At 61.4% G+C, this 20,826-nt stretch carries 26 protein-coding genes; 21 read left to right on the top strand and 5 right to left on the bottom strand.

Going from position 1 to position 20,826, the window contains the following annotated elements:
- Window positions 1-6: 6 nt before the first annotated feature.
- The 17 genes from rpsH (at window position 7) to ACK2VC_RS07655 (ending at window position 10,910) form a co-directional block, all read left to right on the top strand.
- Window positions 7-402 carry a 30S ribosomal protein S8 gene (rpsH, locus tag ACK2VC_RS07735; protein ID WP_486733014.1) on the top strand — a complete coding sequence of 132 codons (396 nt, stop codon included), beginning with the start codon at window positions 7-9 and terminating at the stop codon, window positions 400-402.
- Window positions 403-412: 10 nt separating this feature from the next.
- The gene (rplF, locus tag ACK2VC_RS07730; RefSeq protein WP_486733013.1) at window positions 413-946 is read left to right on the top strand and encodes a 50S ribosomal protein L6; all 534 of its coding nucleotides are present in this window, start codon (window positions 413-415) and stop codon (window positions 944-946) included.
- Between the two features lie 12 nt (window positions 947-958).
- Window positions 959-1,321 carry a 50S ribosomal protein L18 gene (rplR, locus tag ACK2VC_RS07725; RefSeq protein ID WP_486733195.1) on the top strand — a complete coding sequence of 121 codons (363 nt, stop codon included), beginning with the start codon at window positions 959-961 and terminating at the stop codon, window positions 1,319-1,321.
- 12 nt (window positions 1,322-1,333) lie between these two features.
- Window positions 1,334-1,852, top strand: a complete 519-nt coding sequence (rpsE, locus tag ACK2VC_RS07720; protein ID WP_486733012.1) for a 30S ribosomal protein S5 — start codon at window positions 1,334-1,336, stop codon at window positions 1,850-1,852.
- Window positions 1,853-1,862: 10 nt separating this feature from the next.
- Entirely contained in the window at window positions 1,863-2,042 is a 180-nt protein-coding gene (gene rpmD / locus ACK2VC_RS07715; RefSeq protein WP_486733011.1) for a 50S ribosomal protein L30, read from the top strand.
- Window positions 2,043-2,068: 26 nt separating this feature from the next.
- Complete coding sequence (gene rplO / locus ACK2VC_RS07710; RefSeq protein ID WP_486733010.1) at window positions 2,069-2,500, top strand: 50S ribosomal protein L15; 432 nt, start codon at window positions 2,069-2,071, stop codon at window positions 2,498-2,500.
- A gap of 27 nt (window positions 2,501-2,527) precedes the next feature.
- Entirely contained in the window at window positions 2,528-3,859 is a 1,332-nt protein-coding gene (gene secY, locus ACK2VC_RS07705) for a preprotein translocase subunit SecY (protein WP_486733009.1), read from the top strand.
- 24 nt (window positions 3,860-3,883) lie between these two features.
- Window positions 3,884-4,102 (top strand): translation initiation factor IF-1, encoded by a 219-nt coding sequence (gene infA / locus ACK2VC_RS07700; protein ID WP_010812378.1) that lies wholly within the window; start codon window positions 3,884-3,886, stop codon window positions 4,100-4,102.
- Between the two features lie 82 nt (window positions 4,103-4,184).
- Window positions 4,185-4,298 carry a 50S ribosomal protein L36 gene (gene rpmJ, locus ACK2VC_RS07695; RefSeq protein ID WP_014004415.1) on the top strand — a complete coding sequence of 38 codons (114 nt, stop codon included), beginning with the start codon at window positions 4,185-4,187 and terminating at the stop codon, window positions 4,296-4,298.
- 27 nt (window positions 4,299-4,325) lie between these two features.
- Window positions 4,326-4,691, top strand: a complete 366-nt coding sequence (gene rpsM / locus ACK2VC_RS07690) for a 30S ribosomal protein S13 (protein ID WP_486733008.1) — start codon at window positions 4,326-4,328, stop codon at window positions 4,689-4,691.
- Window positions 4,692-4,745: 54 nt separating this feature from the next.
- Window positions 4,746-5,150 (top strand): 30S ribosomal protein S11, encoded by a 405-nt coding sequence (gene rpsK, locus ACK2VC_RS07685; RefSeq protein WP_486733007.1) that lies wholly within the window; start codon window positions 4,746-4,748, stop codon window positions 5,148-5,150.
- Window positions 5,151-5,384: 234 nt separating this feature from the next.
- The gene (gene rpsD / locus ACK2VC_RS07680) at window positions 5,385-6,008 is read left to right on the top strand and encodes a 30S ribosomal protein S4 (protein ID WP_486733006.1); all 624 of its coding nucleotides are present in this window, start codon (window positions 5,385-5,387) and stop codon (window positions 6,006-6,008) included.
- 157 nt (window positions 6,009-6,165) lie between these two features.
- Complete coding sequence (locus ACK2VC_RS07675) at window positions 6,166-7,143, top strand: DNA-directed RNA polymerase subunit alpha (RefSeq protein ID WP_486733005.1); 978 nt, start codon at window positions 6,166-6,168, stop codon at window positions 7,141-7,143.
- 124 nt (window positions 7,144-7,267) lie between these two features.
- On the top strand, window positions 7,268-7,663 hold the full coding sequence (gene rplQ, locus ACK2VC_RS07670; protein WP_486733004.1) for a 50S ribosomal protein L17: 396 nt from the start codon (window positions 7,268-7,270) through the stop codon (window positions 7,661-7,663).
- Window positions 7,664-7,958: 295 nt separating this feature from the next.
- Entirely contained in the window at window positions 7,959-8,291 is a 333-nt protein-coding gene (cutA, locus tag ACK2VC_RS07665; RefSeq protein ID WP_486733003.1) for a divalent-cation tolerance protein CutA, read from the top strand.
- A 1-nt stretch (window position 8,292) separates the two neighbouring features.
- Window positions 8,293-10,053, top strand: a complete 1,761-nt coding sequence (gene dsbD / locus ACK2VC_RS07660) for a protein-disulfide reductase DsbD (RefSeq protein ID WP_486733002.1) — start codon at window positions 8,293-8,295, stop codon at window positions 10,051-10,053.
- Window positions 10,054-10,271: 218 nt separating this feature from the next.
- The gene (locus ACK2VC_RS07655) at window positions 10,272-10,910 is read left to right on the top strand and encodes a peroxiredoxin (RefSeq protein ID WP_486733001.1); all 639 of its coding nucleotides are present in this window, start codon (window positions 10,272-10,274) and stop codon (window positions 10,908-10,910) included.
- A gap of 60 nt (window positions 10,911-10,970) precedes the next feature.
- Here the strand turns inward: ACK2VC_RS07655 and ACK2VC_RS07650 are convergent, their stop codons facing one another.
- The 5 genes from ACK2VC_RS07650 to yihA all read right to left on the bottom strand — a co-directional run bounded on the left by ACK2VC_RS07650 (window position 10,971) and on the right by yihA (window position 16,045).
- A complete protein-coding gene (locus ACK2VC_RS07650; RefSeq protein ID WP_486733000.1) occupies window positions 10,971-12,110 on the bottom strand; it encodes a magnesium transporter CorA family protein in 1,140 nt (379 codons plus the stop codon).
- Window positions 12,088-13,344, bottom strand: coding sequence for a sterol desaturase family protein (locus ACK2VC_RS07645; RefSeq protein ID WP_486732999.1), 1,257 nt, complete (start codon window positions 13,342-13,344; stop codon window positions 12,088-12,090). The genes ACK2VC_RS07650 and ACK2VC_RS07645 overlap by 23 nt, the downstream gene beginning before the upstream one ends.
- Window positions 13,345-13,357: 13 nt before the next feature.
- On the bottom strand, window positions 13,358-14,053 hold the full coding sequence (locus ACK2VC_RS07640; RefSeq protein WP_486732998.1) for a lysoplasmalogenase: 696 nt from the start codon (window positions 14,051-14,053) through the stop codon (window positions 13,358-13,360).
- Window positions 14,054-15,070: a porphobilinogen synthase gene (gene hemB, locus ACK2VC_RS07635; RefSeq protein ID WP_486732997.1), complete on the bottom strand. Its 1,017-nt coding sequence runs from the start codon at window positions 15,068-15,070 to the stop codon at window positions 14,054-14,056. It abuts the gene before it with no gap.
- A 294-nt stretch (window positions 15,071-15,364) separates the two neighbouring features.
- Window positions 15,365-16,045 (bottom strand): ribosome biogenesis GTP-binding protein YihA/YsxC, encoded by a 681-nt coding sequence (gene yihA / locus ACK2VC_RS07630; RefSeq protein WP_486732996.1) that lies wholly within the window; start codon window positions 16,043-16,045, stop codon window positions 15,365-15,367.
- 151 nt (window positions 16,046-16,196) lie between these two features.
- Here yihA and ACK2VC_RS07625 point away from each other — a divergent pair, with 151 nt between their 5' ends.
- The 4 genes from ACK2VC_RS07625 to ACK2VC_RS07610 all read left to right on the top strand — a co-directional run bounded on the left by ACK2VC_RS07625 (window position 16,197) and on the right by ACK2VC_RS07610 (window position 20,825).
- Window positions 16,197-16,880, top strand: a complete 684-nt coding sequence (locus ACK2VC_RS07625) for a c-type cytochrome (RefSeq protein WP_486732995.1) — start codon at window positions 16,197-16,199, stop codon at window positions 16,878-16,880.
- Between the two features lie 93 nt (window positions 16,881-16,973).
- Window positions 16,974-19,085 carry a cytochrome c biogenesis protein ResB gene (locus ACK2VC_RS07620; RefSeq protein ID WP_486732994.1) on the top strand — a complete coding sequence of 704 codons (2,112 nt, stop codon included), beginning with the start codon at window positions 16,974-16,976 and terminating at the stop codon, window positions 19,083-19,085.
- 92 nt (window positions 19,086-19,177) lie between these two features.
- On the top strand, window positions 19,178-20,341 hold the full coding sequence (gene ccsB / locus ACK2VC_RS07615) for a c-type cytochrome biogenesis protein CcsB (RefSeq protein WP_486732993.1): 1,164 nt from the start codon (window positions 19,178-19,180) through the stop codon (window positions 20,339-20,341).
- A gap of 100 nt (window positions 20,342-20,441) precedes the next feature.
- On the top strand, window positions 20,442-20,825 hold the full coding sequence (locus tag ACK2VC_RS07610; protein ID WP_486732992.1) for a COG4315 family predicted lipoprotein: 384 nt from the start codon (window positions 20,442-20,444) through the stop codon (window positions 20,823-20,825).
- The last annotated feature ends 1 nt before the right edge of the window (window position 20,826 follow it).

Genomic DNA, 20,826 nt, shown 5'->3' with positions numbered 1-20,826 from the left:
TATTCAATGAGTATGAGCGATCCTATCGCCGATATGCTGACCCGTATCCGCAATGCGCAGGGAGTGCAGAAGACCGCGGTGGCAATGCCGTCGTCGAAGTTGAAAGTGGCGATTGCCGGCGTTCTGAAGGACGAAGGTTATATCGAAGATTTTGCCGTGTCCGAAAATGCGGGTAAGGCGGAGTTGAAAATCGGCTTGAAGTATTACGCCGGTCGCCCCGTCATCGAGCGCCTGGAGCGGGTGTCCCGGCCAGGTTTGCGGGTCTATAAGGGCAAGGGCGAAATTCCAAACGTCATGAATGGATTGGGTGTGGCAATCGTATCGACGCCACGCGGTGTCATGACTGATCGCAAGGCGCGCGCGACCGGTGTCGGTGGCGAAGTCATTTGCTACGTGGCCTAAGGAGCGCAACATGTCTCGTGTGGGAAAAATGCCGGTTGAGTTGCCAAAAGGCGCGGAAGCGACCATTGTGGCAGATCAGATCACGGTGAAGGGTCCGTTGGGCTCGTTGACGCAAGCCTTGAATGGTTTGGTCAAGATTGAAAATAGTAACGGTACATTGACGTTTGCCGCGGCCAACGACAGCCGCGAAGCGAATGCGATGTCGGGCACTCTGCGTGCGTTGGTCAACAACATGGTCAACGGCGTGACCAAGGGCTTTGAGAAAAAGTTGACCCTGGTTGGCGTCGGCTTCCGGGCGCAGGCGCAGGGCGATACCCTGAATCTGTCGCTTGGATTTTCGCATCCGGTGGTACATCAAATGCCGGCCGGCGTCAAATGCGAAACCCCGACTCAGACCGAAATCCTGATCAAGGGTATCGATCGCCAGCGTGTCGGCCAGGTGGCCGCTGAAGTTCGCGCCTATCGCGAGCCTGAGCCCTACAAGGGCAAGGGTGTTCGGTACGCGGACGAAGTGGTTATCCTCAAAGAAACCAAGAAGAAGTAATAGGGGTTGATGATGGACAAGAAAGAATCGCGCCTGCGCCGGTCACGCCAAACCCGTGCCAAGATTGCAGAGCTGAAGGTAAACCGTCTGGCCGTGCATCGTACCAATTTGCATATTTACGCCAGCGTCATCGGTCCGGACGCGCGCGTCTTGGCGAGCGCTTCGACCGCCGAAGCAGACTTGCGCAAGGAATTGGCCGGCGCTTCGGGCAAGGGTGGCAACGTTGCCGCGGCCTCGCTGGTGGGCAAGCGCGTCGCGGAAAAGGCATTGCAGGCGGGCGTGACCGAAGTGGCGTTCGACCGCTCCGGTTTCCGTTACCACGGTCGGGTCAAGGCGCTGGCGGAAGCCGCGCGTGAAGCCGGTCTGAAGTTTTAAGGAATAGTCATCATGGCAAAAATGCAGTCGAAGATGCAAAGCGAAAAGCCGGATGACGGCATGCGCGAAAAAATGATTGCCGTCAACCGCGTCACGAAAGTGGTGAAGGGTGGCCGCATCATGGGTTTCGCCGCGCTGGCAGTGGTGGGTGACGGCGACGGCCGCATCGGCATGGGTAAGGGCAAGTCGAAGGAAGTGCCGGTCGCCGTGCAGAAGGCGATGGAAGAAGCGCGCCGCAAGATGATCAAGGTTTCGCTGAAAAATGGCACGCTGCAGCATACCGTGACCGGTAAGCATGGCGCGTCGTCGGTGCTGATGGCGCCGGCAAAAGAAGGTACCGGCGTGATCGCCGGCGGTCCGATGCGGGCGATTTTCGAAGTCATGGGCGTGACCAACGTGGTGGCCAAGTCGAACGGATCGACCAATCCATACAACATGGTGCGCGCGACCCTGAATGGCCTGGCCAAGATGAACACGCCGTCGGAAATTGCCGCCAAACGCGGTAAGTCCGTTGAAGAAATTTTGGGTTAAGGTGAGTCTCATGGCGAATACAGTCAAGGTTAAACTGGTCAAGGGCCTGATCGGCACGCGCGAAACGCATCGTGCCACGGTGCGCGGACTCGGCTTGCGTCGCGTCAATTCCGTGGCCGAATTGGAAGACACGCCCGCTGTACGCGGCATGATCAACAAGGTGTCGTACCTGGTGAAAGTGGTGTCGTGAGCTCAGACTCGCGAACGGAGCAAATCATGGAATTGAACAGCATTCAACCGGCCGATGGCGCCAAACACGCCAAGCGTCGCGTCGGTCGCGGTATTGGTTCGGGCCTGGGTAAAACCGCTGGCCGTGGACATAAAGGACAGAAATCGCGCTCCGGCGGATTTCACAAGGTCGGTTTCGAAGGCGGCCAGATGCCGCTGCAGCGCCGACTGCCAAAGCGCGGCTTCAAATCGCTGGCTGCGCCATACAAGGCCGAGATTCGTCTGTCGGACTTGGAAAAGTTGCCGGTTGCCGAAGTCGATATGCTGGCCTTGAAGCAGGCCCGTCTGGTACCGGAACTGGCGCGGGTGGTACGTGTCATCCTGTCCGGCGAACTGACCAAAAAAGTGGCGTTGAAGGGCTTGCTGGCGACCAAGGGCGCGAAGGCGGCAATTGAAGCCGCAGGTGGCTCGATTGCCTGAAGGTCTGCTGTAACCACGGAGCGATAATTGGCAACTAATTCGAAACTCGCCAAGAGCGCGGCCAGCGGTTTTCCGTGGAGCCGCTTGTGGTTTCTGCTGGGCGCGCTGGTGGTATTTCGCTTGGGATCGCACATTCCGGTTCCGGGTATCGATCCGGAGCAACTGTCTCAGCTGTTCCGCCAGAACCAGGGCGGCATACTGGGCATGTTCAACATGTTTTCCGGTGGCGCCTTGTCGCGCTTTGCGGTGTTTGCACTCGGGATCATGCCGTACATTTCGGCCTCGATCATCATGCAGCTGATGACGGCGGTGTCGCCGCAGATGGAGGCGCTAAAGAAAGAGGGTGAGTCCGGACGGCGCAAGATCACGCAATACACGCGCTATGGCACGTTGGTGCTGGCGACTTTCCAGGCGCTTGGCATCGCGGTGGCGCTCGAGTCGCAGCCCGGGCTGGTGATTGATCCGGGCATGGCGTTTCGCTTCACCACGGTAGTGACATTGCTGACCGGTACCATGTTCCTGATGTGGCTCGGCGAGCAAATTACCGAACGCGGGTTGGGCAACGGGATCTCGATCATCATCTTTGCCGGTATCGTAGCGGGATTGCCCGGTGCGTTGGGTGGTCTGTTCGAATTGGTACGCACCGGCTCGATGAGCGCGCTGGCGGCGATCCTGATTTGCATCATTGCGGTTGCCGTGACGTATGCGGTGGTGTTTATTGAAAGCGGTCAGCGCAAGATTCTGGTGAACTACGCCAAGCGCCAGGTGGGCAACAAGATTTACGGCGGGCAAAGCAGCCATTTGCCGCTGAAGTTGAATATGTCGGGTGTGATTCCACCGATTTTCGCCTCGTCTATCATCTTGTTTCCGGCCACGATTACCAGCTGGTTTACCAGTGGCGATAGCAACAATGCGATGTTCCGTTTTCTGAAGGATCTGGCGGCGTCGCTGGCTCCCGGCGAGGCGATCCATGCGTTGTTGTACGCGCTGGCGATCGTGTTTTTCTGCTTTTTCTATACCGCGTTGGTATTCAACAGTAAGGAAACGGCGGACAACTTGAAAAAGAGCGGTGCCTTTGTTCCGGGCATTCGTCCTGGCGACCAGACTGCGCGCTACATCGACAAAATACTGATGCGCTTGACGCTGGTGGGTGCGGTGTATATCACGCTGGTCTGCTTGCTGCCGGAATTCTTGATTGCGCGCTGGAAGGTACCGTTTTATTTCGGTGGAACGTCGTTGTTGATTATCGTCGTGGTGACGATGGATTTCATGGCGCAAGTGCAGAACTACGTGATGTCGCAGCAATATGAGTCTCTATTGCGCAAGGCAAATTTCAAGGGCGGAATCCCTACGCGTTGAACGCCCGGGGAATCGATAGACCGAATGGCAAAAGACGACGTTATCCAGATGCAGGGTGAGGTTCTCGAGAATCTGCCCAACGCAACATTTCGGGTGAAGTTGGAAAACGGGCACGTGGTACTGGGTCACATTTCCGGCAAGATGCGGATGAATTACATCCGGATTTTGCCGGGCGATAAGGTAACGGTAGAGCTCACGCCGTATGACTTGAGCAGAGCCCGGATCGTGTTTCGTACGAAGTAGGATTTTATGGTTGTGGAGAGCTGCCGTGGCGACATGCCGGACTCCTCAAATGGTTTAAGCAATTGAAAGAAAGAGGGCAAAAATGAAAGTGCTCGCATCAGTCAAGCGGATCTGCCGCAACTGCAAGATCATCAAGCGCAAGGGCGTGGTTCGTGTCATCTGCACCGAACCGCGCCACAAGCAGCGTCAAGGTTAATTAACGTTATTGATCGAGGAATAACGAATGGCACGTATCGCAGGGGTGAATATCCCCAATCATCAGCACACCGTCATTGGCCTGACCGCCATCTACGGTATTGGTCGTCCGCGGGCGCAGGAAATCTGCGCCAAGACTGGAATCCCGACCTCGAAGAAGGTCAAGGACCTGGACGACAACGAGCTGGAAAAGCTGCGTGACGAAATCGGCCACTTCGTCGTCGAAGGCGATCTGCGGCGCGAAGTGTCGATGAGCATCAAGCGTCTGATGGATCTTGGCTGCTATCGCGGCCTGCGTCACCGCAAAGGCTTGCCGGTACGTGGCCAGCGTACCCGTACCAATGCCCGGACCCGCAAGGGACCGCGCAAAGCTGCACAGTCGCTGAAGAAATAACCGGCGCTGAGGTGTTCAGCGCTTGGATTGCTTGTCGGATTCTAGGAAATTAACATGGCAAAAGCCCCGAATAACGCCGCAGCAGCACGTGTGCGTAAGAAAGTGAAAAAGAACGTTGCCGAAGGTATCGCGCACATCCACGCGTCTTTCAACAACACCATCATCACCATTACCGACCGCCAGGGTAACGCGCTATCGTGGGCGACTTCCGGTGGTGCAGGTTTCAAGGGTTCGCGCAAATCGACGCCGTTCGCGGCCCAGGTCGCGGCCGAAGCTGCCGGCAAGGTGGCGGTCGAGTATGGTGTGAAAAATCTGGAAGTGCGCATCAAGGGCCCGGGCCCGGGTCGTGAATCGGCGGTGCGTGCGCTGAACAACCTGGGTATCAAGATCACCCAGATCCAGGACGTGACGCCGGTGCCGCACAACGGTTGCCGCCCGCCGAAGCGCCGCCGGATTTGATGCAGGCGACTGCTTCAGTTTGAATCGCAGTTTGTACCAGTGAAAACTGCCCGCCGGAGACCCCGGCGGGTTTTGTTCTTAAGCCCACCGTCCGGTAGCAGGCAGGCTGGACTAGCGTTTGACGAATCGGATTCGATTCGGTCGGAACGTCAACTAAAGTGTTGGGGGCAGAGTGATTTGCCGTTTCCGGGCGGCTCATAGACTCGGCCGCAATACATAAAGAAAGGAAACAACGTGGCACGTTATATCGGACCAAAAGCAAAGCTATCCCGTCGCGAAGGCACGGACCTGTTCCTGAAGAGCGCCCGCCGCTCGCTGGATTCGAAATGCAAGCTGGACTCCAAGCCGGGTCAACATGGCCGCACTTCCGGCATGCGCACCTCGGACTACGGCAACCAGTTGCGTGAAAAGCAGAAGGTCAAGCGCATTTACGGCATCATGGAACGCCAGTTCCGCCGCTATTTCGCCGAAGCCGATCGCCGCAAGGGCAACACCGGCGAAACCCTGTTGAAGCTGCTGGAAGGCCGCTTGGATAACGTCGTATACCGGATGGGCTTCGGCTCGACCCGCGCCGAAGGCCGGCAACTGGTGTCGCACAAGGCATTTACCGTCAACGGCAACGTCGTCAATATCGCCTCCTACCAGGTGAAACCGGGCGACGTCGTCGCAGTGCGCGAAAAAGCGAAGAAACAGGTGCGCATCGTTGAAGCGCTGTCGCTGGCGGAGCAGATCGGGCTGCCATCCTGGGTCGCGGTCGACGCCAAGAAGATGGAAGGCACCTTCAAGGCGCTGCCGGATCGCAGCGAGATCGCCAACGACGTCAACGAATCGCTGATCGTCGAATTGTATTCGCGTTAATCCGGTTTTCCGTCGGATCGAATCGTACCGGTTGGGGACAGAGCAGCGTTTCGCTCGACTCTGTCCCGCAATGAAGAAGCACTCTTTCCCCGCAACGTAGTTGATTTCCATCAGCCTTATCGGTGTAACGAGCCGAGGGTATTGAAGAGGACATTCCATGCAAAACAGCTTATTGAAACCGCGCATCATTGAAGTCGAGGCGATCACGCCCGGTCACGCCAAAGTCGTGATGGAGCCGTTCGAGCGCGGCTACGGCCACACGTTGGGCAACGCGCTGCGGCGCGTGCTGCTGTCGTCGATGGTCGGCTATGCGCCGACCGAAGTCACGATCGCCGGCGTGGTGCACGAATATTCGTCGCTGGACGGGGTGCAGGAAGACGTGGTCGATCTGCTGCTGAACCTGAAGGGCGTGGTATTCAAGCTGCACAATCGCGATGAAGTCACGCTGACGCTGAAGAAGGAAACCGACGGCCCGGTGCTGGCCTCCGATATAGATCTGCCGCACGACGTCGAACTGGTGAACCCGGATCACGTGATCGCGCACCTGACAGGCGGCGGTAAGCTGGACATGCAGATCAAGGTCGAGAAGGGCCGCGGCTACGTGCCGGGCAACGTGCGCCGGTTGCAGGAAGACGTCAACAAGACGATTGGCCGCATCATCCTGGATGCCTCGTTCTCTCCGGTGCGGCGCGTGTCGTACGCTGTGGAATCCGCGCGTGTTGAACAGCGTACCGACCTCGACAAGCTGATCATCAACATCGAAACCAATGGCGTGATCTCGCCGGAAGAAGCGATCCGCCAGTCGGCGCGCGTGCTGGTCGACCAGTTGAACGTGTTCGCCGCCCTGGAAGGCACCGAGGCTGCCGCCGAAGCGCCGTCGCGCGCACCGCAGATCGACCCGATCCTGCTGCGCCCGGTCGACGACCTGGAGCTGACGGTGCGTTCGGCCAACTGCCTGAAGGCCGAGAACATCTACTACATTGGCGATCTGATCCAGCGCAGCGAAAACGAATTGCTGAAGACGCCGAACCTGGGCCGCAAGTCCTTGAACGAAATCAAGGAAGTGCTGGCTTCGCGCGGCTTGACGCTTGGCATGAAGCTGGAAAACTGGCCGCCGGCAGGCCTCGAGAAGTAATCCACGGCAGCGGCCGGCTGGTGCCGGCTGCGCCAAGTCCTTACCAATATTTACCGGCCCGCGCGGCGCCTTGTGCGGCACGATAGAAGAGCTGGATCCAAACTGAAATCTGAAAGGAAGCATCATGCGTCACCGTCACGGTCTTCGTAAACTGAACCGCACCTCTTCGCATCGCCTGGCGATGCTGCGCAACATGACAGTCTCGCTGTTGCGCCATGAAGCGATCAAAACCACCTTGCCGAAAGCCAAGGAACTGCGTCGCGTGGTCGAGCCGATCCTGACCCTGGGCAAGGTCGACTCCCTGTCCAACAAGCGCCTCGCCTTCAACCGTCTGCGCGACCGCGAAATGGTGTTGAAGCTGTTTGCCGAACTCGGCCCGCGCTACGCCAACCGCAACGGCGGCTATCTGCGCATCCTGAAGATGGGCTTCCGCCAAGGCGACAATGCGCCGATGGCGTATGTCGAGCTGCTGGATCGGCCGGAACCGACCGAGGCGGGCGAGGCTGAAAGCGTCGAATAAGCCGCGGTCATCGGTATCTCCTCATAAAGCCAGGTTTTTGCCTGGCTTTTGTATTTTGTGCTTTGGTAACGCGGGATACTGGCCAACATAGTGTTAAATTCCGGGCATGCTGCAAGCGAAGAATTTACATACCCTTTATGTCTGCCAAAGCGCGCGGCTGACCCGGCTTGCGGCCGCAGGCATGCGTACATCTCGCTGAGCGGCGCGGGTTCCTGCGCACGGCGGCGAGCGGCGTTTTCGCTTACCATTGGCGGTTGGCGCGGCCGACGCGCTAACCGGATACAGGGAGCGCGAGATGCCGCAGCCGTTACTGGTAATGACCAATCTGCCGCACCTGGACGCGGCGCGGGCCTTGGCGCGTGCTCTGGTGCAGCAGCAACTGGCTGCCTGCGTGAATATCCTGCCTGCGTTACAGTCGATCTATCGCTGGCAGGGCGCGCTGGAAGAGGCCGAGGAGGTCGCCCTCTTGATCAAGAGTACCGACGCGCGCTATGCGGAGTTGGAGGCAGCGATCAAGCTGGCTCACCCTTACGCGCTGCCGGAACTTATCGCGCTGCCGATCGTGGCCGGGCTGCCGGCCTATCTGGCGTGGCTGGCGGCGGAAACCAGGAAGGATGTCGAAATTTAAGATGAGCAGAAGGCATACATCGCCGCTGGCCGCCATGGTCATCCTGCTGCTGGTTGCTGCGGCGTTGCTGCTGGCGTCGGCGGCGCGCGCGGCCGACGATTACCTGGAGCCGGAAGCGGCGTTTCGTTTCTCGGCCAAAATGGTGGATGCGCAGACCGTTGCGATCAGCTACCGGATTGCCGACGGTTATTACATGTACCGCGAGCGCTTCCAGTTTCGCGCCGAGGGCGCCACGCTGGGCCAGCCCCAGATGCCGGCCGGCCACGTCAAATTCGACCAAACCTTTCAAAAAGAAATGGAGACCTACCGCGGCAGCGTCACCATCTCGATTCCGGTCGCGGCCGCCGGTCCTTTCACGCTGATCGCCACCTCGCAAGGCTGTGCCGACCAGGGCCTGTGCTATACGCCGATGGAGTCGCAGGCGAAGCTGGCGGCGAGCGCCAGCGGCGCTGCGCTGGGGACAGCGGGCCGGGCGCCGGAATCGGATCTGGGACGCATCGAATCCTCGCTGCAAAGCGGGCGCCTGCTGGCGATCCTGCCGCTGTTTTTCCTGCTCGGACTGGGGTTGGCATTCACCCCCTGCGTGCTGCCGATGCTGCCGATCCTGTCGTCGATCATCGTCGGCGCCGGCGCTGCGCACGGCAAGATTCGGCGCGCGCGCGGTTTTGCGCTATCGGTCAGCTATTCGTTGGGAATGGCGATCGTCTACACCGCGCTCGGCGTGGCCGCCGGCCTGATCGGCGAAGGGCTGGCCGCCGGCCTGCAAAACCCGTGGCTGCTATCGGCGTTCGCGCTGCTGATGGTCGGATTGTCGCTGTCGATGTTCGGCTTCTATGCGCTGCAACTGCCGGTGGCGCTGCAGACGCGGCTGGCGCGGGTTTCGGGCGAACAGCGCGGCGGCCATCTGGGCGGGGTGTTCGCGATGGGGGCGATTTCGGCGCTGATCGTCGGCCCCTGCGTGGCGGCGCCGCTGGCCGGGGCGCTGGTGTATATCAGCCAGACGCGCGACGTCGTCATCGGCGGCAGCGCGCTGTTCGCGATGGCGGCTGGCATGAGCGTGCCGCTGCTGTTGCTGGGCGCCTCGGCCAACGCGCTGCTGCCGAGCGCCGGCGCCTGGATGGAGCAGGTCAAGCGCTTCTTCGGCGTCATGCTGCTGGCGCTGGCCTGGTGGATGGTGGCGCCGCTCTTGCCAGTGGCGCTGCAGATGGCGGGCTGGGCCGTGCTCGGCGTCGGCTACGGCGCCTGGCTATTGTGGGACGGCCGCAACGGCTGGGCGGCCAAGGCCTGCGGTTTGCTGTTTGCCGCCCTGGGCTTGCTGCAACTGGTTGGCGCCGCCAGCGGCGCGCGCGAGGTCAGCGCGCCGCTGGCGCAGTTGGGCAGCACACCGGCGCCGGCCGCCGTGCCCTTCACGCGCATCAAGTCGGGCGCGGAACTGGATGCGGCGCTGGCGCAAGCCAATGGCCGTATCACGATGCTGGATTTCTACGCCGACTGGTGCGTCTCCTGCAAGGAAATGGAGCTATGGACCTTTTCCGATCCGCGCGTGCGGCAGCAGTTGGCCGGCATGCAATTGCTGCAGGTCGACGTCACCGCCAACAATGCCGACGACCGGGCGCTGCTGAAGCGTTTCGGGCTGTTCGGGCCGCCTGGCATCATTTTCTTTGCCAAGGATGCCGCCGAGATCGCCGCCGGCCGCGTGATCGGGTATCAGGACAGTCAAAAATTCCTGCAATCGCTGGCGCGGGTGTCCAACCCGGGATAATCAGCCGGAACAATACTGCCCAATGTATTTTTAAACATCGATATTTTCCATGCGGAAAATCCGGCATTTTTCCATATACTCCCATTGATATGCGGTTTCGAGATAAAATTCACAACACATAGCGCCGCGTTATTTGCATAGTCGTTAAGTGTTGTTGGAACGGCGGCGTCTTGTGTCTATAGTCGGGTTTTCATCGGATTACTGAAAAGGAGAACAACATGGCCGTACGTCTGGGCGATACCGCACCTGATTTCGAGCAGGATTCCTCAATCGGCAAGATCAAGTTCCACGAGTGGGCAGGCAATTCATGGGTCGTGCTGTTTTCCCATCCGGCCGATTTCACGCCGATCTGCACTACCGAACTGGGCCTGACGGCGAAACTGAAACCGGAATTCGACAAGCGCAATGTGAAGGCGATCGCATTATCGGTCGACTCCGCGCAGAGCCACCTGGACTGGATCAAGGACATCGAGGACACGCAGAAAACCGTGGTCGGTTTCCCGATCATTGCCGATCACGACCGCAAGGTATCGCTGCTGTACGACATGATCCATCCGAACCAGTCGGATACGGTGACGGTGCGCTCGGTGTTCATCATCGACCCGAAGAAAAAAGTGCGCCTGATCCTGACCTATCCGCTGAACGTCGGCCGCAACTTCGATGAAATCCTGCGCGCGATCGATGGTCTGCAACTGGTCGACAATTACAGTGTCGCCACCCCCGGCAACTGGCGCGACGGCGACGACGTGATCATCCCGACCTCGATCCAGGACGAGGCGGTGATCAAGCAGAAGTTTCCGAAAGGGTACACCGCGGCCCGGCCCTATCTGCGCCTGACACCGCAGCCGAACAAGTAAGCCGCGCTTGCCGCAGTCGAAAGCGCCCGCTTGTCGCGGGCGTTTTTCTTGGGCACTGCGCTATTTTTCGCGCAGCCGCCGGCCCGGCGCCGATTCGTCCAGATAGCGCCGGCGGCGAAAGAAAAACAGCATGGCGACCACCACCAGCGCCATCGCCGCCATCGTCAGCCAGAACCCGGCCTTGTCCTTCAGCAAGGGCATGTCGACGAAGTTCATGCCGAAGATGCCGGTAATCAACGTCAGCGGCATGAACAGCGCGGTGATCACGGTCAGGGTGCGCATGATTTCGCTGGTGCGATGCGACATCGCCGAAAAGTGGATCTGCACCGCCGATTCGATCGACGATTCCAGCCGCCGCGCATGATTCAGCACGCGCGTCACGTGCTCCATCACGTCGTTGATGCGCACCAGCAGCAGGTCCTTGCTGCGGCTGATTTCCACATCGTTGCCGGTATCGATCAGGTGGTCGCGCAATTCCTGCAGCGCGTCGTGCTGCTCCTCGCACAGATGGTCGAGCTTGCGCAATTCGATGCGGGCATCGAGCAGCGCCATCCAGTCGCGAAACGGCCGGCGCGGATCGAGCAGCGCGCGCTGCCAGCGATCGAGTTGGGTGGTCAGGGGCTGCCGCAGTTCCAGGTACTGGTCGACCATCGCGTTCAGCAGGCGCAGCATCAGGTCTTCCGGCGAATTCGGGCGGCGTCCGCCGTGCGCGCCGCCGTCGGCGCGTTCACGCGATTCCAGCAGGCGCGCGCGGGCGCTCTCGATGGTGCGGCTGTTGCGTGCGTGCACCGTCACCAGCGCGTGCTCCATCAACAGGAAGGTAACCGGTACCGTCGCCAGTTGCATCAGCGCCGGCGGGATCTTGCGCCGCAAGCCCGCTTCCGGCGCCGTGCCGGCGGCACTTTCAGCCGCGGCTTCGGCCGGCACGGCCTGGCTCAGCGCCAGCTTGCGAAACACCAGCATCGCATAATCGTTGGTGGAATCGAAATAGCTCGGGTGCGCCAGGTTGACGACGTCGGTCAGGTGCGGATCGTAGAGCTGCGTGCCGGTGGCGCGCGCGATCTGCTCGCGCCACAGCTCGGGATCGGCCGCCACTTCGTCGTGGGTGGCGTCGAGCCAGAGGAAGCCGCGCGCCGGCGCCGCCTCCGGCACGGCCGTGCTTTGCGTGACCCGGTTGTCAGCGATCAGGAAGATATCCATGCAGCGTGCTTGAGGGTTTGAAGGCAAGCCACAGCGCCGCCAGCGAGGCCGCGGCCAGCGCCAGCGCCGCGCCCTGGGCGGCGGCCGGCAGCACCAGCGCGCCGAACCAGGCTCCGCCCAGCAGCACGCCGCCGGCCGTGCCCGCCAGCCGCAGCGCTTCCAGCGGCACGTAATGCGGGCGCCGCTCCAGCAAGCCGCCGATGGTCCACAGGGAAGCGCCCAGCCACAGCGCGTACGGCAGGCTGTACGCCAGCGGCAGCGTGCGGACCGCGGCCAGGAAGTGGGTGGTGATCAACAGCACCAGCGCAAACTGGGCCAGGCAATACCATCTGGCAGCATCCGGCAGCGGCGGATCGTAGCGCGGACGATCGAGCTCGAACGCCGCTTTTGGCCAGGCGGCAGCGACGTCGGCCGGGCGCCAGCCGGGCCGCGCCAACCAGACCCGCAGCTTGTCGCGCCAGCGCCGTGCACGCCAGGCGTCCTGCCACATCGCATGGTAGACCTCGAGGTTGGCCCACAGCGGATTCCAGCTGCGCAGCGGCCCGCGTGTGCCGTATACCACCGGTTCGTCGTCCTGCTCTTCGGTGAAGGTGCCGAACAGGCGGTCCCACAGGATCAGGATACCGCCGTAGTTCTTGTCCAGGTAGATGTCGTTGACGCCGTGATGCGCGCGGTGGTTCGACGGCGAGACGAACACGCGGTCGAACCAGCCGAGCTTGCCGATCTGTTGCGTATGCACCCAGAACTGGTACAGCAGGTCGATCAGCGCGACGCCGACGAACACTTCGAGCGGAATCCCGAGCAGCGCCATCGGCAGGTAAAAGATCCAACCGAGCAGCGCGCCGCTGCTGGTCTGGCGTAGCGCGGTGCTGAGGTTGTAGTCCTCGCTCTGGTGATGCACCACGTGCGCCGCCCACAGCAGGTTCACTTCATGTCCCATGCGGTGCAGCCAGTAGTAGCAGAAGTCGTACAGCAACAGGCCGGCGGCCCAAACCCACAGGCTGTCGGCCGACAGCGCAAATAGCGCTATGTGCTGGACCAGCCAGCCGTAGATGCCGACTCGCAACAGCAGCATGAAGGCGCCCGTGACCTGGCTGAGAATGCCGAGGCTGATGCTGTTGATGGCGTCGTTGATGCGGTAGGTGTTGCGCCGGCGCAGATGGCCGGCGACCAGCTCGATGAAAATCAGCAGGAAAAACACTGGCGTCGCCAGCGTAATCACCTTTTCTTGCATCGAAGCCTCCTGTTCAGGTCGGGGATTCGTCGTTCGCGACCGAGCGCGCGATCAGGACCAATGCAGTGTAGTACGTGCCCAGAATCCACAGCGCCGAAAGCGGAAGCGGCGCGTAAAACTTGTTGTAGGCGAGCAGGGTGTCGGACAGCATGAACAACAGGCCGCCCGCCGCCGCCAACCGGCTGCCGCGCCGGCGCCATTGCAGGTGGCGCGAGATGGCCTGCGCCGCCATTGCCACCAGGCACAGCATGTAAGCCAGCACCGGGCCTTGCAGTGCCGGCGCCAATCCCGGCCACAATACCGCCAGATTGAGCGCGCCCACCAGCAGCAAGGCCAGCAATACCAGCGGCTGGCCGAACAGGCGCGCGTCGGAAGTGAGGGCGCGCAAGAAAAACAGGTGGGCGATCAGGAAGCTGGACAGGCCGAGCAGGAAGCCGGCCGGCAGCACTGCCTTGGGCAGCATCAGGAACACATCGCCGCACAGCGACAAGGCGATGCCGGCCAGCACCGCGCGCCGGTAGCGCGGATTGACCGGATTTGCGGTGCGCCAGACCGACAGGAAAATCAGCGCGGTGGCGAGCGGCTTGAACGCGTAGTGCAGGAAGATCGTGGCGTCGCGCGCGCCGGCGCCGATGATCGCCAGCAATCCGGAGAGCGCGATGCCGAGCGTGCTCCAGCGGCCAGCCGGATCGGACCGCACGGGCCGCATTCAGCCGCCGTGCCGCAACAGGCGCGCCACGTCGCGTGCGAAATAGGTCAGCACGCCGTCGGCGCCGGCGCGCTTGAAGGCCAGCATCGCTTCCATCATGCTCTTGTCGTGATCGAGCCAGCCGTTTTGCGCGGCCGCCTTCAGCATCGCGTATTCGCCGCTGACCTGGTAGGCGAAAGTCGGCACCTGGAACTCGTCCTTGACGCGGCGCACGATGTCCAGATACGGCATGCCGGGTTTCACCATTACCATGTCGGCGCCTTCGGCCAGATCGAGCGCGACTTCGCGCAGCGCTTCGTCGCTGTTGGCCGGGTCCATCTGGTAGGTGGCCTTGTTGCCCTTGCCGAGATTGGCGGCCGAGCCGACCGCGTCGCGGAACGGTCCGTAGAACGCCGACGCATACTTGGCCGAATACGCCATGATGCGGGTGTAGATATGGTGGTGCGCTTCCAGCGCGCTGCGGATGGCGCCGATGCGGCCGTCCATCATGTCGGACGGCGCCACGATGTCGACCCCGGCCTCGGCCTGCGCCAGCGCCTGCCGCACCAGCAGCGCGCTGGTCTCGTCGTTCAGCACGTAGCCGTTGGCGTCCAGCACGCCATCCTGGCCGTGGCTGGTGTAGGGATCGAGCGCGACGTCGGTCAGGATGCCGAGTTCCGGAAAGCGCGCCTTCAATTCGCGCACCGCGCGCGGCACCAAACCCTTCGGATTGGCCGCCTCGATGCCGTCCGGTGTCTTCAGCTGCGGGTGGATCACCGGAAACAGCGCCAGCACCGGAATCCCAAGCGCCACGCACTCCTCGGCCACCGGCAGCAGCAGATCGACCGAGAGCCGCTCCACGCCCGGCATCGAACTCACTTGTTCACGCTGATTGTGGCCGTCCAGGATGAAGACCGGATAGATCAGGTCGGCAGCGGTCAGCGTGTGCTCGCGCATCAGCGCGCGGGAAAAGGCGTCGCGCCGCATGCGGCGCATCCGGATGGCGGGAAACGCAGCGGCGGGGGCGGGGCGGGGCATGGCACTCTCCAAAAATTCGGTTGATCCGAGTCGAAAACATCGGCGGCATGAAACTTTATTGAATGCGCGCCCTCCTAGCAATAGGCGATTTGCTCGTCTCCCGCTTCTCCTCCCTGAGCGGGGCCTGGCGTTCAACGATCAGGCATTGTTACCCTGGAGATAATCCCCTTTCTCCAGGGTTTTTTTTGCCTGCTTGCACCCGACGAAAATCTCTTGTGTTTGCTGTATGGCATATACTCCATGAGGAATGTGTCATTTTCGCTTAAAGAATGCGAGTCTTCGTTGCATACTCCATCATTGTTCGGGCGAGGTCGGTGCCAGTCCGACCAGTTGCAGGATGCGCCGGTCGGCCTCTTCCAGCCCGATGCGCTTCAGGGATGAGAATAGTTGCACGGTAAATGGAAATGGCCGGCCCGCTTCGTCAACGTAGCTGGCCAGGACCGTCTGCGCCTGGCGCAGCGCGTTGGCAGCTTCACTGCGGTTCAGCTTGTCGGCCTTGGTCAGCAGGCAGTGGACCGGCTTGCCGGTCGGCGCAAACCATTCCAGCATCTGGATATCGAGCTCCGTGAACGGTCGGCGCGCATCCATGATCAAGACCAGCGCCGCCAATTGGCGGCGCTGCTTGACGTAGTTGCCCAGCAATTCCTGCCAGTGAAGCTTGGCGCCGCCCGACACCTCGGCATAGCCGTAGCCCGGCAGATCGACTAGCAGCGCGCGGATTTCCTCGACCACGGTGGCATCCTTGCGATGCTGCCCGACGTGGGCGCCGCCAATCGAAAAATAGTTGATGTGCTGAGTGCGGCCCGGCGTGCGCGAGGCGAACGCCAGCTTTTTCTGATTGCACAGGACGTTGATCGCGCTCGATTTGCCGGCGTTGGAGCGGCCGCAAAAGGCGATTTCAGGGACTTCCGTATGCGGCAGATCGCGCAGATGATTGGCCGTGGTGAAGAAGCGGGCTTGCCAAAGTAGGGACATGGATTCCGGCGAAAATGCAGCGAGGCGGCAAAAATGCCGAGAAGCTATTGTACAATAAGGGGTTGCGAATTGATGCGCTGCAACGGTGGCCGGTGCCCATTCGACCGGCAGCACGGACAGAATTTTAAAATCAAGTCTCCAGGGTGTTTGAATGAATCAAGCGTTTTTACCATCTGCCAAAAGCCTGTTTGCCAGCCTTGTCGTTACTGTCTCGGTCGCGCTGCTGGCGGCGACTGCTGCCTATGCCGCAGACCAGGCCAAACCCGCCTCCAAGCCCGATGCCGCCAAGGGCGAAGCGCTGTACAGCGCCGGTGACGCTGCCCGCAACATCACCGCCTGCGTCGCCTGCCACGGCGCGGCCGGCAATTCCACCATCGCCGAAAATCCGAAGCTGGACGGTCAGATCGCCGCCTACATCCACAAGCAATTGCTCGATTTCAAGAGCCCGGCGCGCAACAACGCGGTGATGACCGCAATGGCGCAACCGTTGACCGATGCCGACATGCAAAACATCGGCGCCTACCTGGAGGCGCAAACTGCAAAACCGGGCGCCGCCAAGAACAAGGATACGGTATTGCTCGGCAAGAGCATCTATCGCGGCGGGATTGCCGCCAAACAGGTGCCGGCCTGCGCCAGTTGCCACGGCGCTTCCGGCGCCGGCATTCCGGCCCAGTACCCGCGTCTGGCCGGCCAGCATCAGACCTACACGCTGGCGCAACTGGTGAATTTCCGCAATGGCACGCGCAAGAACAGTGTGCCGATGGAACAGATCGCCTTGCGCATGTCCGACGACGAAATGAAAGCTGTGGCAGACTACGTCGCCGGACTGAAGTAAGCACCACGCATAACAATAACATCATGCATTGAAGCGGGAGGGGCGGCGAGGGCTGCCCCTTTTGCTTTTTGACGAACGGATTGTCGGAACCATATGGAAATCTCTACCGGCGGACTGCAACTGAAGACCCGGCGGCGCTGGCTGGCCGAGGCGGTCGAGTTGCTGTCTTCGATGCGCTTTGCGATCAGCCTGCTGTCGATCATTTCGATCGCCTCGGTGATCGGCACCGTGATGAAGCAGAACGAGCCGATGCCGAACTACGTCAACCAATTCGGGCCGTTCTGGTTCGAGGTGTTCGGCAAGTTCAGCCTGTATGGGGTGTATTCGGCCTGGTGGTTCCTGCTGATCATGGCGTTCCTGGTGGTGTCGACTTCGCTGTGTGTAGTGCGCAATGCGCCGAAGATGCTGGCCGACATGCGCAGCTGGCGCGAAAACGTGCGCGAGCAATCGCTGCGCAACTTCCATCATCATGCCGAGTGGAACGCGGCCGCCTCCAGTGCGGCGCTGGCGGCCGATCTGGCGGCGCGCATCCGCGCCAGCGGCTACCGGGTCAAGCTGGTGGAAAAAGAGAATGCGACGCTGATCGCCGCCAAGCAGGGCGCCGCCAATAAATGGGGCTATATCTTCGCCCACACCGCGATCGTCATCATCGGCATCGGCGGCATGCTCGATTCCAACCTGCCGATCGGTTTGCAGGAGTGGATGTTCAACAAGACGCCCTTCACCGGCAACGGCATCATCGCCGACATCCCGGCCAAGCACCGGCTCGGGCTGGGCAATCCCACCTTCCGCGGCAACACGCTGATCCCGGAGGGCGCCAGCAGCAACACCGTCATCCTGTCGCAGCAGGAGGGCGTGCTGATCCAGGATTTGCCGTTCACGATCCACCTGAAACGCTTCGTCATCGACTATTACTCGACCGGCATGCCGAAGCTGTTCGCCAGCGACGTGGTGCTGACCGATCATCAGACCGGCAAGACGCTGGCGGCCACCATCAAGGTCAACGAGCCGCTGATCTACAACGGCATCGCGATCTACCAGTCCAGTTTCGAGGATGGCGGCAGCAAGCTGAAGCTGACCGGTTATCCAATGCGCGGCAGCCGTAACGCCAGCTTTGCGATGGCGGGCGAGGTGAGCGGTTCGACGCCGTTGAAAACCGCGGATGGCGCCGAATACACGGTCGAGTGGTCGGGCTTCCGGCCCTTCAACGTCGAAAACATGGCGCGCTCCGGCCAGGATGTGCGGGCCGTGAATGCCGACAAGAATTTCAACCGCTCGTTGATCGAAGGGCTGGGCCAGCATCTCGGTTCCGGCGCCAACAGCGTCCAGAAGAAAGACCTGAGAAACGTCGGCCCCAGCGTGCAGTACAAGCTGCGCGACCAGACCGGCCAGGCGCGCGAATTCCTGAATTACATGCAGCCGGTGGCGGTGGACGGCAACTATGTATTCCTGGCCGGCATCCGCAATACGCCGGCCGAAGAGTTCCGCTATCTGCGCATTCCGGCTGATGACGCTGACACGGTGGACGAATGGATGCGTCTGCGCGGCGCCCTCAATAATCCCGATTTGCGTGCCGCGGCGGCGCAGCGCTACGCCCGGCGGGCGTTGCCGCAGCAGGCCGCGGACGGCGCGCAGATGCGGCAGCAGCTGCAGCAGTCGGCCGCCAAGAGCCTGTCGATCTTTGCCGGCAACGGCAAGGAAGCCGGTTTTCTGGCGATTTCGCGTTTCCTGGAGCAGGTCCCGGCCGCCGAGCAGGAGCGGGCGGCGGACGTCTTCATGAAGATCCTGAACGGCAGCCTGTGGGATTTGTGGCAGGTGGCGCGCGCCCAGGACGGTTTGCCGGAGCTGGAGCCGAACGACAAGCATGCCCGTTTCATGCAACAGGCCACCAATGCGCTGTCGGATGCGATGTTCTACGACGCGCCGGTGTATCTGCAGCTTGCCGGCTTCGAAGAAATCAAGGCCTCGGTGTTCCAGTTGACCCGTTCGCCGGGGAAAACAGTGGTTTACTTCGGCTGCATCCTGCTGGTGCTGGGAGTGTTTTCGATGCTCTACATCCGCGAACGGCGGCTGTGGGTATGGGTCAAGCAGGTGCCGGGCGAAACCGGCGCACGGGCCTTGATGGCGATGAGTTCGCAACGCAAGACCCTGGATTTCGACAAGGATTTCGAGACGCTCAAAGCACGTTTGCAGCAATCGGCGTAGTCTTGCGCAATTGACGGCTGCAATTGACCGAGCGTGTGAGCATCGCCCGGGGCGCCTCTGGTGCACGGCGCGGATTGATATTGGAGGAAGCAATGGAATTGACACAGATGCAAACGGCAAATGGGGCTTATGTCGCGCCGGCCGGGTTTTTCCGCCGCCGTAGCGCTCTGGACTGGCTGTATGCGCTGGCGCTGGCGGCCGGAGTGCTGTTCGCGCTGAATCGCTACGGCCCCTACATGGACTACTATGAAAAGGGGATTCTGCTGGCATCGGCGCCGACCTTCGCCTGGCTTGGCTGGTACTGGAAGCCGGTGCGGCCGCTGATGGCCTTGCTGGCCCTGACCGCGCTGTCGGCGATCGCGCTGTATGGCGGCGATCTGGAAATGGCCAACCGCAGCTTCTTCCTGAAGTATTTGTTGTCCAGCCAGTCGGCGATCCTGTGGATGAGTACGCTGTTTTTCCTGGCCACGCTGTTTTACTGGGGCGGCACCATCGCCCGCTCCGATTTCGGTGCCGCGCTCGGTTCCAAGCTGTGCTGGGCGGCGGTCGCGTTCGGCTTCACCGGCATGCTGGTGCGCTGGTACGAGTCCTACCTGATCGGTGCCGATGTCGGCCATATCCCGGTGTCGAACCTGTACGAAGTGTTCGTGCTGTTTTCGCTGATTACCGCGCTCTTCTATCTGTACTACGAACAGCGCTACGCCACGCGCCAGATGGGCGCCTTCGTGCTGCTGGTGATCTCGGCCGCGGTCGGCTTCCTGCTGTGGTACATGGTGTCGCGCGACGCGGCGCAGATCCAGCCGCTGATCCCGGCGCTGCAAAGCTGGTGGATGAAGATCCACGTGCCGGCCAATTTCATCGGCTATGGCACCTTCGCCCTGTCGGCGATGGTGGCAGTGGCCTATCTGGCCAAGTCGCACGGCTACATGGTGGATCGGCTGCCTTCGCTGCAACTGCTGGACGACGTCATGTACAAGTCGATCACGGTCGGCTTCACCTTCTTCACCATCGCCACCATCCTGGGCGGCCTGTGGGCGGCTGAAGCCTGGGGCGGCTACTGGTCGTGGGATCCGAAGGAAACCTGGGCACTGATCGTCTGGCTCAACTATGCCGCCTGGCTGCACATGCGGCTGATGAAGGGCTTGCGCGGCCAAGTGGCGGCGTGGTGGGCGCTGATCGGCTTGCTGATCACGACCTTTGCCTTCCTTGGCGTCAACATGTTCCTGTCCGGTCTGCATTCCTACGGCGAGCTCTAGGATTATTTTTCCTCGCATGGAATAAACCTCGCCCGCCGGTTGTTTAACCGGGTGTGTTGCACCTGCAGCACAACCAATTAACCTGACTGGCGAGGATTCCATGAAAAAACACATTACCGTATTACCCTTCCTGTTGGCGGCCGCGCTGGCCGGCTGCGCTTCGATGTCGGCGCCGCCGATGCCGGCCATGGCGTCCGGCGACGTGCTGGCCGACGCCGCCGGCATGACGCTGTACACCTTTGACCGCGACACCGCCGGCAGCGGCAAGAGCGCCTGCATGGGCCAGTGCGCGCTCAACTGGCCGGTGCTGCGTGCGCAGGCCGATGACCAGCCGCGCGGCGACTACGGCATCATCGCGCGCGAGGATGGCGCCCGGCAGTGGACCTTCAAGGGCAAGCCGCTGTATCGCTGGGTCAAGGACCAAAAGCCCGGCGACAAGACCGGTGACGGCGTCAACAACGTCTGGCGCGTTGCCCGACCGTAAG

Source organism: Herbaspirillum sp. WTB6 (assembly GCF_057457785.1).
The sequence above is the reverse complement of the archived record's forward strand: the minus strand, read 5'-3'. Positions and strand labels throughout refer to the sequence as shown.

Bases quoted from the DNA above. Each gene is read 5' to 3' on its own strand.
- rplR (WP_486733195.1), top strand. From the start codon at position 959: ATGGACAAGAAAGAATCGCGCCTGCGCCGGTCACGCCAAACCCGTGCC.
- rpmD (WP_486733011.1), top strand. From the start codon at position 1,863: ATGGCGAATACAGTCAAGGTTAAACTGGTCAAGGGCCTGATCGGCACG.
- infA (WP_010812378.1), top strand. From the start codon at position 3,884: ATGGCAAAAGACGACGTTATCCAGATGCAGGGTGAGGTTCTCGAGAAT.
- rpsE (WP_486733012.1), top strand. From the start codon at position 1,334: ATGGCAAAAATGCAGTCGAAGATGCAAAGCGAAAAGCCGGATGACGGC.
- ACK2VC_RS07675 (WP_486733005.1), top strand. From the start codon at position 6,166: ATGCAAAACAGCTTATTGAAACCGCGCATCATTGAAGTCGAGGCGATC.
- ACK2VC_RS07655 (WP_486733001.1), top strand. From the start codon at position 10,272: ATGGCCGTACGTCTGGGCGATACCGCACCTGATTTCGAGCAGGATTCC.
- ACK2VC_RS07620 (WP_486732994.1), top strand. From the start codon at position 16,974: ATGGAAATCTCTACCGGCGGACTGCAACTGAAGACCCGGCGGCGCTGG.
- rpmJ (WP_014004415.1), top strand. From the start codon at position 4,185: ATGAAAGTGCTCGCATCAGTCAAGCGGATCTGCCGCAACTGCAAGATC.
- rplQ (WP_486733004.1), top strand. From the start codon at position 7,268: ATGCGTCACCGTCACGGTCTTCGTAAACTGAACCGCACCTCTTCGCAT.
- ccsB (WP_486732993.1), top strand. From the start codon at position 19,178: ATGGAATTGACACAGATGCAAACGGCAAATGGGGCTTATGTCGCGCCG.
- rpsK (WP_486733007.1), top strand. From the start codon at position 4,746: ATGGCAAAAGCCCCGAATAACGCCGCAGCAGCACGTGTGCGTAAGAAA.
- rplF (WP_486733013.1), top strand. From the start codon at position 413: ATGTCTCGTGTGGGAAAAATGCCGGTTGAGTTGCCAAAAGGCGCGGAA.
- rpsM (WP_486733008.1), top strand. From the start codon at position 4,326: ATGGCACGTATCGCAGGGGTGAATATCCCCAATCATCAGCACACCGTC.
- ACK2VC_RS07610 (WP_486732992.1), top strand. From the start codon at position 20,442: ATGAAAAAACACATTACCGTATTACCCTTCCTGTTGGCGGCCGCGCTG.
- ACK2VC_RS07640 (WP_486732998.1), bottom strand. From the start codon at position 14,053: ATGCGGCCCGTGCGGTCCGATCCGGCTGGCCGCTGGAGCACGCTCGGC.
- hemB (WP_486732997.1), bottom strand. From the start codon at position 15,070: ATGCCCCGCCCCGCCCCCGCCGCTGCGTTTCCCGCCATCCGGATGCGC.
- ACK2VC_RS07650 (WP_486733000.1), bottom strand. From the start codon at position 12,110: ATGGATATCTTCCTGATCGCTGACAACCGGGTCACGCAAAGCACGGCC.
- ACK2VC_RS07645 (WP_486732999.1), bottom strand. From the start codon at position 13,344: ATGCAAGAAAAGGTGATTACGCTGGCGACGCCAGTGTTTTTCCTGCTG.
- ACK2VC_RS07625 (WP_486732995.1), top strand. From the start codon at position 16,197: ATGAATCAAGCGTTTTTACCATCTGCCAAAAGCCTGTTTGCCAGCCTT.
- dsbD (WP_486733002.1), top strand. From the start codon at position 8,293: ATGAGCAGAAGGCATACATCGCCGCTGGCCGCCATGGTCATCCTGCTG.
- rplO (WP_486733010.1), top strand. From the start codon at position 2,069: ATGGAATTGAACAGCATTCAACCGGCCGATGGCGCCAAACACGCCAAG.
- cutA (WP_486733003.1), top strand. From the start codon at position 7,959: ATGCCGCAGCCGTTACTGGTAATGACCAATCTGCCGCACCTGGACGCG.
- rpsH (WP_486733014.1), top strand. From the start codon at position 7: ATGAGTATGAGCGATCCTATCGCCGATATGCTGACCCGTATCCGCAAT.
- yihA (WP_486732996.1), bottom strand. From the start codon at position 16,045: ATGTCCCTACTTTGGCAAGCCCGCTTCTTCACCACGGCCAATCATCTG.